The following is a 15125-nucleotide window of genomic DNA, read 5'->3' on the forward strand; positions in this document are numbered from 1 at the left end:
GTTTTGTGTTGAAGACAGCTGGAGTGGACCGTGCTGCGGATTGTTTCCTTGAACGCCTGGGGTGGGCAGCTCCATGCGCCGTTGATGCGCTATCTCACCGAGGCCGATGCGGATGTGATCTGCCTGCAGGAGGTGGCACGCACGCCTGGGTCTCCATCCGGCTGGCTGGCCTATCGGGACCACGGGGTCGAACTGCAACAACGGGCCAATCTGTTCGATGAAATCCGTGCCGTGCTGCCAGGCCATGACGGCTTTTTCGCCCCAACCGCGCGGGGAGACCTGTTCGACGGGGACAGAGCCGTGCCTTCGGAATTTGGTCTCGCGACCTTCATACGCTCATCGCTGACGGTGATCGCCCAGGCGCAGGATTTTGTGCATGGGGCGTTTTCACCTCATGGTTGGGGGCCGCATCCGCGCGCCCGCAATGCTCATTGCCTTCGCCTTTTCAACCATGAAGACGGGTTTTCAATGACGATCGCGCAGATGCATGGTCTGCGCGATGTTGCGGGCAAGGGCGATACGCCGGCGCGTGACGGGCAGACCAAGGCACTGATCGAGCTGATCGGACGGGTCTGGAGGCGCGACGAGCGACTGATCGTGTGCGGTGATTTCAATGTCTTGCCGGACAGCCGGATGTTCGGCGCTTTGGGCCAGCTTGGCCTGACGGACCTGATCACATCGCGCGGACATCCCGACACACGCACCTCCTACTATGAAAAGCCGGGGCGTTTTGCCGACTACATGCTGGTGACACCGGATGTCGAGGTGATCCGCTTCGATGCCGTGGCCAGGCCGGAGGTTTCCGATCATCGCGCGTTGCTGCTGGAAATGCGGTAGGACGCGTCCTCTCGACAAGAGCTGTTTGGTTGCCGGATTGAAAAAATCTCCGGCCGGTTCAATTTTTTCGCGCCAGGTGTCGATTCCTGCCGGCACCGTTCGTCGTGGAGGTGTGGGCATGAGCCTGCGCAACGAATGAGCCTCGAGGAGAGCCGTAATGCCCAAGATGATTTTCGTTAATATGCCGGTTGCCGATCTGGCCAAGGCCACCCGCTTTTATCAGGCGATCGGATGCGAAAAGAACGAACAGTTCAGCGACCAGACGTCCGCCAGCATGGTCTGGTCGGAGACGATTACCTTCCAGCTGGCAACGCCGGCTTATTTCGCGACCTACACGCCAAAACCGCTGGCCGACGCGCATCAGACGACCGAGGTGCTCTTGGCCTTGTCGATCGACAGCCGCAAAGACGTCGACAGACTGGTCGAGGCGGGCGCAGCTGCCGGAGGCAAAGCCGATATTCGCGCGCCAGAGGACAGCGGTTTCATGTATAACCGTGCCGTCGAAGACCCTGATGGTCATATGTTCGAACTGGTGTGGATGGACATGAGCGCCGTCTGAGCCGGCAGGCAATCGGGTGAAGGAGCTGCGGCAGATGCATATCGATGTAACCACGATCGGGTTTACCCATAGCACTGCGGCGGATTTCTTTGGCCGTATCCGGCAGGCCGGTGTGAAGAAGGTGATCGATATCCGGCTTCACAACACCTCGCAGCTTGCTGGTTTCGCCAAGGCTGCCGACCTGCCATATTTCCTGAAGGAGCTCTGCGGCGCTGACTACGTGCATCAACCGCTGCTGGCTCCGACAGAAGACATCCTGACGTCCTTCAGGAAGAAGAAGGACGGCGACTGGAACACGCTGCGTCACCAGTTCATGGACCTGATGGCCGAGCGTCAGATCGAGACACGGCTTACCCCTTCCTCGTTTGCCGGCAGCTGCCTGCTCTGTTCGGAAGCCAAGCCGCATCACTGCCACCGGCAACTCGTCTGCGATTATCTCGACGGCAAGTGGGGCGGCAAGCTGACTGTCAGGCATCTCTAAGCGGCCTGGGTAATCCCTGGCACCGGCGGCAACGCCCATAACCGGGGATATCTTCGAAAGCCTTCGTTTACCCTGTTTGCATAAAATCCGCTTCAGTTCCGGTCTTTCTCGTCCTGCGCCCGCCTTTCGACACAGGCTGCCCGCAGATTTTCCGCAGGGACCGGGCGGGTGCGATGGTGCGTTTCGAGGCACCGTCATCGGTAGAGGCGGCAAGTGAGTATGGCGTATGTTTCCCTTTTCCGGCGGCCGGCGGCAGTTTTTCTGCTGTCTGTGTCGCTGACCGCCTGTTCGACGGATGATCTGACCCCGCCGGGCCGAATTGATTCCTCTGCGCGGGTGAGCGCCATCGAGCCCGCCAATCGTCATGCGCGCGGCTCGCGGGAAAATCCGTATCCTGCAGCCAATACGCCGGTCACCACCTTTTCTGAAAACTCGGACGATGCCGTCCCTGCCGATCCGCGGGTGCAGGGCCAACGCCTGCCGATGATCGACAGCGACCCGGCGCAGCAGCCGCTGGCCGTTGCCAGTACGCAGCCGATGACGGTGCCTGCCGAGGGCGTCAACATGGATGCGATGATGGGCGTCGAAACCGCTTCGACACCGGTTGTCGGCTTGGCCGAGGAGCAGAACCGCGATTATGGCCGGGGCAACGAGATCGCCAGAGACAATGAGATCGCCGAAGGCAATGCCAGCCAGCCGGTGGTTGGCGGCATCGGCGGCGACAGCGTGCAGCAGCTGGGTGGGCCGCAGGCCGTCCAGGTGGCATCCGTCGATCCGGGCTATGATCCCGACCTGCCGCCGCTCAGCGCCGAAAAACAGGCCGCCGAGGAGGCGCGCAAGGCACAGTTTCTCGATCAGCAGCAGCGCGTCATGCTGCGCAAACAGCAGACGCAGGAAGAGCAGCAGGTGGCTTTCCTGCCACGTGCCGGCAATCCGCTGTCCGAATCCGAGCCTGATTTCACCGGCCGGATGCCGGCTTCGGAAGTCGCCTGCCGCCAACGGCTGAAGAAGCTCAGGGTCGAATTCACCGATATTCCACGCATTTCCAACGGCCGGGCCTGCGGCATCGACTACCCAATCCAATTGACCGGCCTTTCCGGCGGTATCGACATCAAGCCGGCCGTCAAGCTCAACTGCGAGGTGACGGAAGCCTTTGCCAAATGGGTGAAGAACGAACTGGCCCCATCGGCCCGCTACCGCTACCTCTCCGGCATCAAGACGATCAAGCCGCTCGGTGGCTACTCCTGCCGGACGATGAATTCCAAGCGCGGCAATCCGATGTCGGAACATGCGCATGGTAACGCCATCGATGTCGGCAAGTTCGTGCTGAATTCCGGCAAGGAAATCGACGTGCGCAAGCCGGGATTTTTCGCCTTCCGTGAAAAGGGCCTGCTGAAGGCGGTACGCAGCGACAGCTGCAAATATTTCAACACCGTGCTTGGTCCCGGTAGCGATCCGCAGCACAAGGATCATTTCCATTTCGACCTCAGAGAACGCAAATCCGGCTACCGGCACTGCGATTGATTTGAAGGCGTGCACAGCCAAGGACACCCGGTTTACGGTAATCCCCTTGCTATGCTGGGTTGAAGGCGATTTTTTTCGGTTTCGCGCGGACGAAAACGGGGAGTCTCAATGGAAACCAGAACCTATCTCGGCGGTTGCCTGTGTGGAAGCATCCGTTTCAGGGCAACCGGTATACCCGGCAACCCGCACACTTGCTCGTGTGAAAACTGCCAGCGGCATTCCGGTGCGCAGACGCTTTGCTGGGTGGAGTTTCCGCGCGAGGCCGTCGAATGGACCGGCGAGGGCGGGAGGCCGGCCGTCTACCGTTCGTCCGATTATTCCAGCCGCTCCTTTTGCCCAGCATGCGGTAGCACGCTGGGTGCCGTCGATGATGAGCCGGTGATTGCACTGGTCACTGGCAGTTTCGATGTGCAGGATGTCGAGGAGCTACGCCCTCTTGCGCATTCGTTCGAGGATGTGCATCCAGGCTGGTGGAAAATCCCGGCGGTGGGTTAGCTGCCGTTTCGGCCGGTGGCGCAAAAAAAATGGCCGGTCGAAACCGGCCTAAAATGAACCTTACCGAAGAGGGGACTGCCGGAGGTTCTTGCAAATCACTGTCATCGTCTGTGTCCCACGCCGCGAACATGGCGTGAGTCCATCACGGTTTCATGACAGAGGCGGAAATGTTCCCGGCCGCCGCGGCAGCGTTGTTTCAGCCGCCATGGACTGCGCTGCGCCGTTCGAGGGCTGTGCGGCGGATGATTTCAGCGATCTCCGGACTGTTCGTCGACATCATCTGGAAATCCACCGAATAGAGCGACAGCAGCGAGACTTCGGTTGCCGCGGTGACCGTGGCCGAGCGCGGTTCGCCGGTGATCAGCGCCATCTCGCCAAAGAAGCTGCCTGCGCCGATTTCCACCGGATTGGCCGTGGCGACCACGACGCTTCCCTCGACAATGAAATACATCTGGTCGCCCCTGTCGCCCTTGCGGCAGATGATGGCGCCGGCCGGCACGATACGCGGGCGCAGCGCGCGCACGACCTCGACCAGAGCGGCGGGGCCAAGTTTTTGGAACAAGGGGACCGCGGCTACCAGCTGCCAATTGCGGACGAAATCCTGGCGGCGGACTTCTTCATAAAAGCCGGTAGCGAGGATGCCGGCCCAGAGCGCGAAAATGCCGATGCCGCTCATCATCACCAGTCCGCCCAGGATACGTCCGGCAAGGCTTTGCGGGATTTCGTCGCCATAGCCAGTGGTGGACAGTGTCGCCACAGCCCACCACATCGCCTGCGGTATGCTGCCGAATCTGTCCGGCTGGACGTCACGCTCGAGCAGGTAGGCTGCCAGCGATGCGGCAAACAGCAGGATGCCGAAAACCGAGGTCACCCCGATCAGGTTTCGCGCCTCGTTGGAGATCACCCTGCCCATCATCCGGAAAAACGTCGATTGGCGCAGGGGCTTCAGCAGCCAGATGGCGCAATAGAGGCTCTGGTCGCGGCGGCCCACGAACAGGAACGCCAAAAGCGGCAGCAGGACAGCGAGAACATCGATCGCGATTGCCGGTATCGCGTCGTGGACGCCGGTTGCCTGCCGCAGCATGAGGGTTGCAAGCAATTGCAGGCCGTAGATCGTCCAGATTCCGGCCAGCAGCATCTCGAGTGCGAAGCGCACGTGCCCCTGCACGGTTGGCGTGGTGAGCGCGGCGATGGCCACAAGACCGGTCATCGCCAAGAGCACGTTAAACAGCGCGGATGTTTTTGAGAAAGACATTGCCGGCATTCGATCCCCCGAGCGCTACGTCACCCCGCAGGAAGAATAGAATGCCTCCGGCGAAGCGCAAAGGGGCGGCCGCTACAGCCAATTCCGAATCGCTGAAACGCGTGACGATCTGTTTTTGGTTTTTCTCGATTTTGCGGCTGAAATTTTCGAAGGAACACCCCATATAGAGCATCTCTTTCCGCCTCACATCCCCCGGAACATATTTCATGGCGCCCATCGTTTCCGTTTCCAATCTGGTGAAAACCTATGCGTCCGGCTTTCAGGCGCTGAAAGATGTCAGTCTCGATATCGAGGAAGGCGAAATCCTGGCATTGCTGGGGCCGAATGGCGCCGGCAAGACGACGTTGATCTCGATCATCTGCGGGATCGTCAATCCGACCAGTGGTACGGTGCTGGTCGGTGGTCACAACGTGGTCAAGGATTTTCGCGTCACCCGGGCGATGATCGGGTTGGTGCCGCAGGAATTGACGACCGACCAGTTCGAAACAGTATGGAACACGGTGTCGTTTTCGCGTGGGCTGCATGGCAAGAAGCCGGATCCGGCCCATATCGAAAAGGTGCTGAAGGATCTGTCGCTGTTCGACAAGAAGGACAACATGCTGCGCGAGCTTTCCGGCGGCATGAAACGGCGGGTGCTGATCGCCAAGGCGCTGAGCCACGAGCCGCGCGTTCTGTTCCTCGATGAGCCGACGGCGGGCGTCGACGTCAACCTGCGCAAGGACATGTGGAAGGTGGTCGAGAAGCTGCGGGAAACCGGCGTGACGATCATCTTGACGACGCACTATATCGAAGAGGCCGAAGAGATTGCCGACCGCGTCGGCGTCATCAATGGCGGCAAGATCCTTCTGATCGAGCAAAAGAAGGACCTGATGAAGAAACTCGGCCGCAAGGAGTTGCGCATCGAGCTGCAGGAGCCTGTGTCTGCCATCCCTGAGACACTTGCGTCCTATGACCTGACGGTCGAGGACAGCGGTCACAGCCTGATCTACGATTACGATTCATCCGGTGAGCGGACCGGTATCACCACGCTTTTGACGGCGCTGGCCGAAGCGGGTATCCGGCTCAAGGACATCTCGACGCGGCAGAGTTCGCTCGAGGACATTTTCGTTGAACTGGTGGGAGCAAAGGCATGAACCTCGAAGCGGTCAAGTCGATCTATTTCTTCGAGATGGCGCGCACACGCCGCACGCTTTTGCAGAGCGTCGTTTCGCCGGTCATTTCCACCTCGCTCTATTTCATCGTGTTCGGCGCCGCCGTCGGATCGCGCATCCAGGAGATCGACGGGGTTTCCTATGGCGCCTTCATCACGCCGGGACTGATCATGCTGACATTGCTCACCCAGTGTATCGGCAATGGTTCCTTCGGTATCTATTTCCCGAAATTCACCGGTACGGTCTACGAGATCTTGTCCTCGCCGGTATCGATGACGGAAATCGTACTTGGCTATGTCGGGGCGGCGGCGACCAAGGGCATGATGATCGGCATCATCATATTGGGGACGGCCTCGCTGTTCGTCGATCTGTCGATCGCCCATCCCTTCGTGATGCTGCTGTTTTTCGTGCTGACCGCCGTCACCTTCAGCCTGTTCGGCTTCATCATCGGCATCTGGGCCAAGGATTTCGAACAGCTCAATCTCATTCCGATGCTGGTCATCCCGCCGCTGGTCTTCCTTGGCGGCAGCTTCTATTCGGTCAACATGCTGCCGCCCTTCTGGCAGGCGGTCAGCCATTTCAACCCGGTTCTCTATCTGATCAGCGGTTTTCGCTGGAGCTTCTTCGAAATCGCCGACGTCAATCCGGTGATCAGCTTTGCCATCATCGTCGGCTTCCTGGCGGTGCTGATGGGCTTGCTGACGTGGATCTTCAAGACGGGGTACCGGTTGCGGAACTGACGGACGACCCTCGCCCTGCGGGAGTTACATCTTCGTCAGGGGAGTTTCTGCCGATTGCCTTTTGAAGACGGCCTTGATTGTGCCGGCGCGGCGATTGCCAGTCTCGCTCAGCATCATCATCTGCAATTGTTCACCTTTCAGTATAATGGCAATATTGAAGAGCGTGCCGCTGTAGGGGCCGCCTTTTCCTTCTTGCCACCGGCCGTTCCCGACCGCCCAGAGAGTGTTGCTGGGACTGTCTGCCTGGACAGCGGCGGACCAGCCATTGTTGGCCGCAATGGTCAGAACCGATCCATGCCGCATGATGGTGATCTTGCAGGAACTGCATTCGCCTGCATTGGAGCTCACCTGTTGCCACTCTCCTGGCAAGCCGTATTCATCTGCATAAGCGGCAGATGGCAGAAGCAATGCGGCAGTGGCAAGAAATGCTTTCAACACCCGGTTCATGCATGGCCTCCCGCCGGTTTCTTCAATCTCTCAATCTTAACTCATCCGTCTGCATCTGCAGGAAATCGAGCGTCGACAAAAAACTCATGCCGAGCAGGCTCTGGTCCAGCATGCCCTGCTGGGTAACCATCGCCTTGACGTCGTTGCGGACGATCGGGCCGATGGCGACCTCGGCAAGCGTGACGGGGGCAGCGCGCGCTTCGCCGTTGGCGGTCAGGATCGTTTGTGTATAGGAGAGCCCTGCGGGATTGAGGCCGAGCGTTTCGGCGTCCTCGTAGGACAGAGCGACACGGCTGGCGCCTGTATCGACCAGCATCTGGACGGTTGCGCCATTGACGGTGACCGGCGTTTCGAAATGACCGTTCAGCACCTTGTGCAGCACCACTTCCTGAACACCTTCGCTGTCGGTGAAGACGGCAGCCCGCCCGGGAATGAGACCGGCGGCAAGGCGGCCGCCGAAGGACTGCAGGTCGGTGCGGTAGAGATAGCCCGAGACGAGAACCAGGAGGATCAGCACCCAGATGCCGAATTGCCGCAGGCTCTGGCCGATATGGCGGCGGCTTTGGACGATGCCGGTGGCAAACATCGCGGCGATGGCGCCAAGCGTGACCAGGCGGCCGAAATCGTCGTTCATGATGCCGAAGGTGCGGCCGCTGTCGTGGTTGAGGATCAGAAAGATGAGGCCGACGGCAAGGATGCCCAGAAGGATGATCAGTCTGGTCATTCGCGGCTTACCCTTTCGCGCGCCATGCGGGTCCGGCGCGTTTCACGGCGGGGTTTGCGCTCGACCGTTTCCAGCCGCGCCGGCAGGCTGTCCATGATGTCGCGCCGTTCCTGCGCTGTGTAGAGTGTCCAGGCACCGATTTCGTCACGTGTGCGGCCGCAACCGAAACAAAATCCGGTTTTCATGTCGATCGAACAGACGAGAATGCAGGGTGTTTCCATAAGGGCGTGACAATCCAAGCAAGCGTGGTTCAGACTTATATCGTTGTTTCAAATAGCTAGCGCAAGGGCTGCAAAAACGGCGATTTCGGTCAATTGTTGTGTGGCACCGATTGTGTCGCCGGTATGGCCGCCGATCTTGCCGTTGACGATTTCGCTGAAGACGGGAACCGTGACGGCAAAGGCGGCGATGGCGAGGATTGCGGCCAAAAGCGAGGCGCCCGACAAGAGCAGCAAAAGCGCTGCCGACACGACGCCGAAAATCAGCGCAAAGGTAACAGCCGGGGCCTGCGGTTCGCCAGCCGACGCGGCAACGCCATCCTGGCGTGCGGGCGGAAGTTTCGACCAGTGCCAGACCATGGCGGTGCGGCTGAGGGCGGCTACGGCGAGCACCAGCAATCCGGCGCCTCTTGGCGATACCAGGGGCAGGACGGCAGCCAGAGCCGAGACCCTGAGCCCAAACGACAGGATGAGGGCAACCGCACCATAGGATCCGATGCGGCTATCCTTCATGATAACAAGCGCTTTTTCCTTAGTCCTGCCGCCGCCAAGGCCATCCGCCGTATCGCTGAGGCCGTCTTCGTGCAGGGCGCCGGTGATCAGGGCCTGGACTGCGACTGCGACGAAGGCCGTGAACAGCGGTGAGACCTGGAAGGCGGTGAAGACCGAGACGATGGCCGCGGCTGGCAGCACGATCAGCAGTCCGGCCAGCGGAAAGGCACGCACCGCGCGGCTGAGGCGGCCGTCAAAATTGACGAAATGACGCTGCGGCATGTGGATACGGCTGAGGAATGCCACGGAGCGGGCCACGTCGTCGATGAAATCGCGGATATCGAACATGAAATCGGTCCCCAAGGCCGATCCGCCCCCAGCGAATCGGTGTTTTCAAGCCGATCATGCGACGGCGACACGAACGGGCGCAAATGCCGTTGCCGGATTTGTCGCAGCGCTTTATGAGGAAGCACCTTTGCGAAGCCATGCTTCGCCGACGACAAGACGAGACAAGGATTTTCTCCATGAGTGCCAGCGGCCTGCCGTTCGACGATTTCCGTGAATTGCTGCGTAACCTGCCGGGTCCGGATAGTGCCGCGCTGGTGGCAGCCCGCGACCGCGATGCGCAACTGACGAAGCCGCCGGGAGCACTGGGCCGGCTTGAGGAAATCGCGTTCTGGCTTGCCGCCTGGACGGGCAGGGCGCCTGCGGTCAACCGGCCGCTGGTGGCGATCTTTGCTGGCAATCACGGCGTCACCCGGCAGGGCGTCACGCCGTTTCCGCCCTCGGTGACGGCGCAGATGGTCGAGAATTTTGCAGCCGGTGGCGCTGCCATCAACCAGATTTGCGTCAGCCATGATCTCGGCCTGAAAGTATTCGATCTGGCGCTGGAGTATCCGACCGGCGACATCACCGAAGAGGCGGCTCTGTCTGAACGCGACTGCGCTGCCACCATGGCTTTCGGCATGGAAGCGGTCGCTGGCGGCACCGATCTTCTGTGCATCGGCGAAATGGGGATTGGCAACACGACCATCGCAGCGGCGATCAATCTGGCGCTCTATGGTGGCACTGCCGAGGAATGGGTCGGTCCCGGCACGGGATCACAGGGTGCTGTTCTCGCCCGTAAGATCGCGGCTGTCGAAAAGGCAGTGACGCTGCATGGCGATCATCTCTCCGATCCGTTCGAAGTGCTGCGCCGCCTCGGTGGCCGCGAGATCGCCGCGATGGCGGGTGCCATCCTGGCGGCCCGCATGCAGAAAATCCCTGTCATCATCGACGGCTATGTCGCAACGACGGCGGCGGCAATCCTGAAAGCCGCCAATCCGGCGGCGCTCGATCACTGCCTGATCGGCCATGTTTCGGCAGAGCCGGGCCATATGAAGGCGATCGAGATGCTCGGCAAGACGCCGCTGCTTGCTCTCGGCATGCGGCTTGGCGAGGGTACGGGCGCAGCGCTTGCTGCCGGTATCGTCAAGGCGGCTGCTGCCTGCCACTCCGGTATGGCGACGTTTGCACAGGCCGGCGTCAGCAACAAGAGCTGACGGCGGTCTTCTGGGGCAGGTATAGTCCGGCGAATGCTGCGCTGAGCAGCATCGCTCAGGGGATGCCAGGGACGATTTCCGGTCGATACTGTCAATTGCAAGTCTTCTCGGGCTCCGGCTGCCAGACCGGGGCTTGATAGCCCACGGCTTCTCACCTATTCGAGAGCGGCGATCCATTGAACGATTGTGGTGTGAGTGGCCCGTATTCACGGCGCATTCAGGCTGATGTCAGTATCGCGTGTTCCTTGCAGCTTTTTGCAGAGAACGGAGCGAGCATGTATCTGAACGAGGACTATCGTCGAATGGCCAATGAGAAGCCGGTAAAAAAGCTGACGGGAATCCGGCATTTCTTCGCGGCTGCCACTTATTCCTTCGGCGGCGCCAAGCGCCTTCTTGGCGAAGCAGCTTTCCGCCATGAGCTTGGCGCGTTTGCCGTCGCGATGATCCTGTTTGCCATCACCGGCGCGACCTTTTTCCAGTATGTTGCGGCCGGTGTGCTGTTTCTGCTGATGATTGCCTTTGAGGCGCTGAATACGGCGATCGAGGAAATCGTCGATCGTGTTTCACCGGAAATTTCCGATATGGGCAAGAATGCCAAGGATCTGGGTTCGCTCGCCTGCCTGTGCATCATCCTCGCCAATGGCGGTTATGTCGCCTATGTCGTGGTTTTCTCGCATTTCTTCGGCATTTGAGGCCTGAATCGGCAGGCGGCGATTTTATTCCCTCTTCAACAGTCAAATTTAATTGAGCGATTTCTTTCTGTTCTGACGCTAATCAAAGTTGACGCGAAATATCATGATTATATACCGGGGCCGCCGGACAAGATGGTCCGCAGAAAACTCGGAGAGGTTTCCATGACAATTTCCTTCTCAGGCTCGATGAGCGCGCTGGCGTTCGCGGCTCTTTTCGCCAGCACCGGTGCAACCGTCGCCCTTGCCCAGGAAGATATCGGCATCGTCGTCTATAACGCCCAGCACGAAAGCCTCGGTGTTGCCTGGGCCGAAGCCTTTACCAAGGAAACCGGTATCAAGGTGACGCTGCGCAAGGGCAGCGACATGGAATTCGCCAACCAGATCGTCCAGGAAGGCGCCGCATCGCCAGCCGACGTGTTCCTGACCGAAAATTCGCCGGCGATGTCGCTGGTTGATGGAGCCGGGCTGTTCGAGCCGGTCGCTGCCGGGACTCTGGCGCAGGTGCCTGAGAATTTCCGGCCGTCGAACGGCCACTGGATCGGCGTTGCCGCGCGCTCGACCGTCTTTGCCTATGACAAGACCAAGCTGACCGAGGACAAGCTGCCGAAGTCGATGCTGGATCTCGCCGATCCAAGCTGGAAGGGCCGCTGGGCCGCATCACCAGCAGGCGCCGATTTCCAGGCCATCGTCAGCGCGCTTCTGTCGCTGAAGGGCGAAGAAGCGACGGCCTCCTGGCTGAAGGCGATGAAAGAAAACTTCACCGCCTACAAGGGCAACTCGACGGCGATGAAGGCCGTCAATGCCGGTGAAGTCGAAGGTGCCGTGATCTATCACTACTACTATTTCGGCGATCAGGCGAAGACCGGCGAGAACTCGAAGAACGTGGCATTGCACTTCTTCAAGAACGAGGATCCGGGCGCATTCGTCAGCATTTCCGGTGGTGGCGTGCTCGCCTCCAGCCAGCACAAGGAGAATGCCCAGAAATTCCTCGCCTGGATCACCGGCAAGGGCGGGCAGGGCATCCTTCGCGACGGCACCTCGTTCGAATATGCTGTCGGCAATGGCGAAGCTTCGAACAAGGCCCTGCCAGCACTTTCGGATCTGCAGTACCCCAAGGTCGATCCGGCCACACTCAACAGCGCAAAAGTCACAGACCTGATGACGGACGCCGGTCTGCTGTGATAGGCAGAACCTAAACCTGATCGGAACGCTCCGGTTAGGTATCGTCATTCCGGACTGCCGGTGACATTCGCAGCCGCTCATAAAAAAAGGGCTGCGAATGTTGTTTTGCTTTGAAAGCAGAGATTTTGAGCGCCACCGCGTTTCCTGCCGAACCCGTTTCTGCCCTGCGCCGGCTGATCATCGCCGCCAAAGGACGATCCAGGGTTCCTTATCTCTGGGTCACGATCGTTGCGGCTTTCGTGTCTCTCGTCAGCCTGATGCCGCTCGGCTTTATCGCATGGGTTTCGGTGCAGACCGGCTGGGAAACCGCCTCGAAACTGATTTTTCGCGGCCGCGTCGGCGAATTGCTGATCAATACGGCTCTGCTTGAACTCTGCACGTTACCGCTGACGATCGCGCTTTCCGTGGCGCTGGCCTGGTTAACCGAGCGCACCGATCTGCCCGGTGCGCGGCTGTGGTCGATGCTGGCGGTGGCGCCGCTTGCCGTTCCGGCGTTCGTGCACAGCTATGCCTGGATCAGCCTCGTGCCCGGGCTGCATGGCCTGACCGGCGGTGTACTGGTGTCGGTGCTTGCCTACTTCCCATTTCTCTATCTGCCTGTGGCGGCTCAGTTGCGCCGTCTCGACCCGGCGATCGAGGATGCGGCAGCCTCGCTTGGCCTGAACCCGTGGCAGGTGTTTTTTCGCGCTGTCCTGCCGCAGTTGAGGCTGGCGATCTGTGGCGGCTCGCTGCTGGTTGGTCTGCATCTGCTCGCCGAATACGGGCTCTATGTGATGATCCGCTTCGATACGTTCTCGACGGCGATCGTTGATCAGTTCCAGTCCGCCTTCAACGGCCCGGCGGCGAATATGCTGGCTGGCGTTCTGGTGTCGTGCTGCCTGCTGCTTCTGGTTATCGAGGCTGTCCTGCGCGGTGGCGAACGTTATGCGCGAGTGGGCTCCGGTGCGGCCCGGCCGGCTGACCGCCGCAGGCTTGGGCATATGGTCATCCCGGCGATCGCATTGAATGCCGTGACGGCGGCGCTGGCTATCGGTGTGCCGTTCGTCACCCTGACACGCTGGCTTTATATTGGCGGCGCGGAAATCTGGCGGATCGATCTTGTCGGTGGTGCTTTCGGCCAGACTGTCGTGCTTGCCATTGCCGGCGGTGTTCTGGCGACCATTGCGGCGGCGCCGATGGCCTGGCTGTCGGTACGGGCGCCGGGGCGGCTGCAGCGGATTCTCGAAGCATGCCACTATTATGTCGGCTCGTTACCCGGCGTCGTGGTGGCGCTGGCGCTGGTGACCATCACGGTGCGGCTGGTGCTGCCGCTCTACCAGACATTTGCCACGCTGTTCCTCGCTTACATCATGCTGTTTTTGCCACGCGCCATGGTCGGCCTGCGCACCAGTATCGCGCAGGCGCCGGTCGAGCTTGAGCGCGCTGCCATGGCTTTGGGACGCACACCATTCCAGGCCGTCCGCCAGACGACGATGCGGCTTGCGGCACCCGGCATTGCAGCCAGTACGGCGCTGGTGGCGCTCGGCATCACCAACGAATTGACGGCGACCTTGATGCTTTCGCCAACGGGCGTCGAAACGCTGGCAACGAAATTCTGGTCGCTGACCAGCGAGATCGACTATGTCGCAGCGGCTCCCTATGCGGTGATGATGGTGCTTTTGTCGCTGCCGCTCACTTTCCTCCTTTACGTGCAATCCAGACGGGCAACCGGACAATGACGTTTCTGACACTCGATGCGATCAGCAAATCCTACGGCCCGACGGTGGCACTCGACGCCATCGGCATGGCGATCGAGGCGGGCGGACGCACGGCGATCGTTGGACCTTCCGGGTCCGGCAAGACGACGCTGTTGCGCATCGTCGCCGGTTTCGAGACGCCAGACAGCGGTTCGCTGGTGCTGGATGGAAAGACACTTGCCGGCAACGGCGCGTTCGTTCCGGCGCACCGGCGCGGGATCGGCATCGTTTCCCAGGATGGCGCGCTGTTCCCGCATCTGACCGTCGCCGACAATATCGGTTTCGGATTGGCCAAGAATGCGCCTGGCCGCGCCCAGCGGATCGCCGAGTTGATGGAAATGGTCGAGCTTGACGATGTCATGGCCACGAGGCGTCCGCACCAGCTTTCCGGCGGCCAGCAGCAGCGGGTCGCGCTTGCCCGGGCGCTGGCGCTCAAGCCACGGCTGATGCTGCTCGATGAGCCGTTTTCGGCACTCGATACCGGTCTTCGTGATACGCTCCGGCGCACGGTGGCGCGCGTGCTGCGGGCGGCAGGAACGACGGCGATCCTGGTGACGCATGATCAGGCGGAAGCCTTGTCGTTTGCCGATCAGGTGGCGGTGCTGAGGCAGGGGCGGCTTGTCCAGTTCGGCTCGCCGCGCACGCTCTACGGAAAGCCGCGGGATCGCGAAACGGCGACCTTCCTGGGCGAGGCCATCCTGCTTGACGCCAGCATCGCGTCGGGGCGGGCGCAGTGCGCATTGGGCTCATTGGTGGTCGAGGCGGGGCTCCAGGCAGGCAAGGCAACAGTCATGTTGCGCCCCGAGCAGATACGGTTGAAGACCGCCGCTGCGGGAACCACGATCGAAGGCCCGTTCGGGCGTGTCGATGATGTCGAGTTCGGGGGCGGTAACTGTATGGTTCTGGTCAGGATCGATCGCAGCGACCGGGCCATGCCGGATTTCCTGTCGATCAAATGCGCCGGCGCCGACATTCCCGAGCCGGGCGACCTGGTGGGAATCAGTGTTCACGGCACGGCGCATGTTTTGCCGGACTGACTATC

The 15125-nt window shown here is 60.7% G+C and carries 18 protein-coding genes; 12 read left to right on the forward strand and 6 right to left on the reverse strand.

Features of this window, described 5'->3' with window-relative positions:
- Positions 1 to 33: 33 nt before the first annotated feature.
- From ASC96_RS27705 to ASC96_RS27725, 5 genes are all read left to right on the forward strand, one after another.
- Positions 34 to 837 carry an endonuclease/exonuclease/phosphatase family protein gene (locus tag ASC96_RS27705; protein ID WP_060506330.1) on the forward strand — a complete coding sequence of 268 codons (804 nt, stop codon included), beginning with the start codon at positions 34 to 36 and terminating at the stop codon, positions 835 to 837.
- 157 nt (positions 838 to 994) lie between these two features.
- Positions 995 to 1396, forward strand: coding sequence for a VOC family protein (locus ASC96_RS27710; protein ID WP_060506282.1), 402 nt, complete (start codon positions 995 to 997; stop codon positions 1394 to 1396).
- Between the two features lie 34 nt (positions 1397 to 1430).
- Positions 1431 to 1877 (forward strand): DUF488 domain-containing protein, encoded by a 447-nt coding sequence (locus ASC96_RS27715; RefSeq protein ID WP_060506331.1) that lies wholly within the window; start codon positions 1431 to 1433, stop codon positions 1875 to 1877.
- Between the two features lie 219 nt (positions 1878 to 2096).
- On the forward strand, positions 2097 to 3401 hold the full coding sequence (locus tag ASC96_RS27720) for an extensin family protein (protein WP_060506283.1): 1305 nt from the start codon (positions 2097 to 2099) through the stop codon (positions 3399 to 3401).
- Positions 3402 to 3509: 108 nt separating this feature from the next.
- Positions 3510 to 3896, forward strand: coding sequence for a GFA family protein (locus tag ASC96_RS27725; RefSeq protein WP_060506284.1), 387 nt, complete (start codon positions 3510 to 3512; stop codon positions 3894 to 3896).
- A gap of 196 nt (positions 3897 to 4092) precedes the next feature.
- Here ASC96_RS27725 and ASC96_RS27730 read toward each other — a convergent pair whose 3' ends face one another.
- Entirely contained in the window at positions 4093 to 5160 is a 1068-nt protein-coding gene (locus ASC96_RS27730; protein ID WP_060506285.1) for a cyclic nucleotide-gated ion channel, read from the reverse strand.
- Entirely contained in the window at positions 5120 to 5377 is a 258-nt protein-coding gene (locus tag ASC96_RS27735; protein ID WP_060506286.1) for a hypothetical protein, read from the reverse strand. Before ASC96_RS27735 ends, ASC96_RS27730 begins: the two co-directional genes overlap by 41 nt.
- Between ASC96_RS27735 and ASC96_RS27740 the strand changes: the two genes are divergently transcribed.
- Positions 5367 to 6293: an ABC transporter ATP-binding protein gene (locus ASC96_RS27740; protein ID WP_060506287.1), complete on the forward strand. Its 927-nt coding sequence runs from the start codon at positions 5367 to 5369 to the stop codon at positions 6291 to 6293. The genes ASC96_RS27735 and ASC96_RS27740 overlap by 11 nt on opposite strands.
- Positions 6290 to 7051 (forward strand): ABC transporter permease, encoded by a 762-nt coding sequence (locus ASC96_RS27745; protein WP_060506288.1) that lies wholly within the window; start codon positions 6290 to 6292, stop codon positions 7049 to 7051. The genes ASC96_RS27740 and ASC96_RS27745 overlap by 4 nt, the downstream gene beginning before the upstream one ends.
- A gap of 24 nt (positions 7052 to 7075) precedes the next feature.
- Here ASC96_RS27745 and ASC96_RS27750 read toward each other — a convergent pair whose 3' ends face one another.
- Genes ASC96_RS27750 through ASC96_RS27765 form a run of 4 tightly spaced genes read right to left on the reverse strand, consistent with a single transcriptional unit; the run spans position 7076 to position 9280 of the window.
- Positions 7076 to 7498 (reverse strand): hypothetical protein, encoded by a 423-nt coding sequence (locus tag ASC96_RS27750; RefSeq protein ID WP_060506289.1) that lies wholly within the window; start codon positions 7496 to 7498, stop codon positions 7076 to 7078.
- A 22-nt stretch (positions 7499 to 7520) separates the two neighbouring features.
- Positions 7521 to 8222, reverse strand: a complete 702-nt coding sequence (locus ASC96_RS27755) for a TIGR02281 family clan AA aspartic protease (RefSeq protein ID WP_060506290.1) — start codon at positions 8220 to 8222, stop codon at positions 7521 to 7523.
- Positions 8219 to 8443: a DUF1289 domain-containing protein gene (locus tag ASC96_RS27760; protein WP_060506291.1), complete on the reverse strand. Its 225-nt coding sequence runs from the start codon at positions 8441 to 8443 to the stop codon at positions 8219 to 8221. The genes ASC96_RS27755 and ASC96_RS27760 overlap by 4 nt, the downstream gene beginning before the upstream one ends.
- Before the next feature lie 48 nt (positions 8444 to 8491).
- The gene (locus tag ASC96_RS27765; protein ID WP_060506332.1) at positions 8492 to 9280 is read right to left on the reverse strand and encodes an adenosylcobinamide-GDP ribazoletransferase; all 789 of its coding nucleotides are present in this window, start codon (positions 9278 to 9280) and stop codon (positions 8492 to 8494) included.
- Positions 9281 to 9456: 176 nt separating this feature from the next.
- On the opposite strand from ASC96_RS27765, the gene cobT reads away from it, so the two are divergent.
- From cobT to ASC96_RS27790, 5 genes are all read left to right on the forward strand, one after another.
- A complete protein-coding gene (gene cobT / locus ASC96_RS27770) occupies positions 9457 to 10473 on the forward strand; it encodes a nicotinate-nucleotide--dimethylbenzimidazole phosphoribosyltransferase (RefSeq protein WP_060506292.1) in 1017 nt (338 codons plus the stop codon).
- A gap of 275 nt (positions 10474 to 10748) precedes the next feature.
- Positions 10749 to 11165 (forward strand): diacylglycerol kinase, encoded by a 417-nt coding sequence (locus ASC96_RS27775; protein ID WP_082512287.1) that lies wholly within the window; start codon positions 10749 to 10751, stop codon positions 11163 to 11165.
- 162 nt (positions 11166 to 11327) lie between these two features.
- A complete protein-coding gene (locus ASC96_RS27780) occupies positions 11328 to 12347 on the forward strand; it encodes an iron ABC transporter substrate-binding protein (protein ID WP_060506293.1) in 1020 nt (339 codons plus the stop codon).
- A 164-nt stretch (positions 12348 to 12511) separates the two neighbouring features.
- Complete coding sequence (locus ASC96_RS27785) at positions 12512 to 14065, forward strand: iron ABC transporter permease (protein ID WP_200954905.1); 1554 nt, start codon at positions 12512 to 12514, stop codon at positions 14063 to 14065.
- Positions 14062 to 15120, forward strand: coding sequence for an ABC transporter ATP-binding protein (locus tag ASC96_RS27790; protein WP_060506294.1), 1059 nt, complete (start codon positions 14062 to 14064; stop codon positions 15118 to 15120). The genes ASC96_RS27785 and ASC96_RS27790 overlap by 4 nt, the downstream gene beginning before the upstream one ends.
- The last annotated feature ends 5 nt before the right edge of the window (positions 15121 to 15125 follow it).

It is taken from the genome of Rhizobium sp. Root1204, assembly GCF_001424965.1.
Classification (GTDB): Bacteria; Pseudomonadota; Alphaproteobacteria; order Rhizobiales; family Rhizobiaceae; genus Pararhizobium.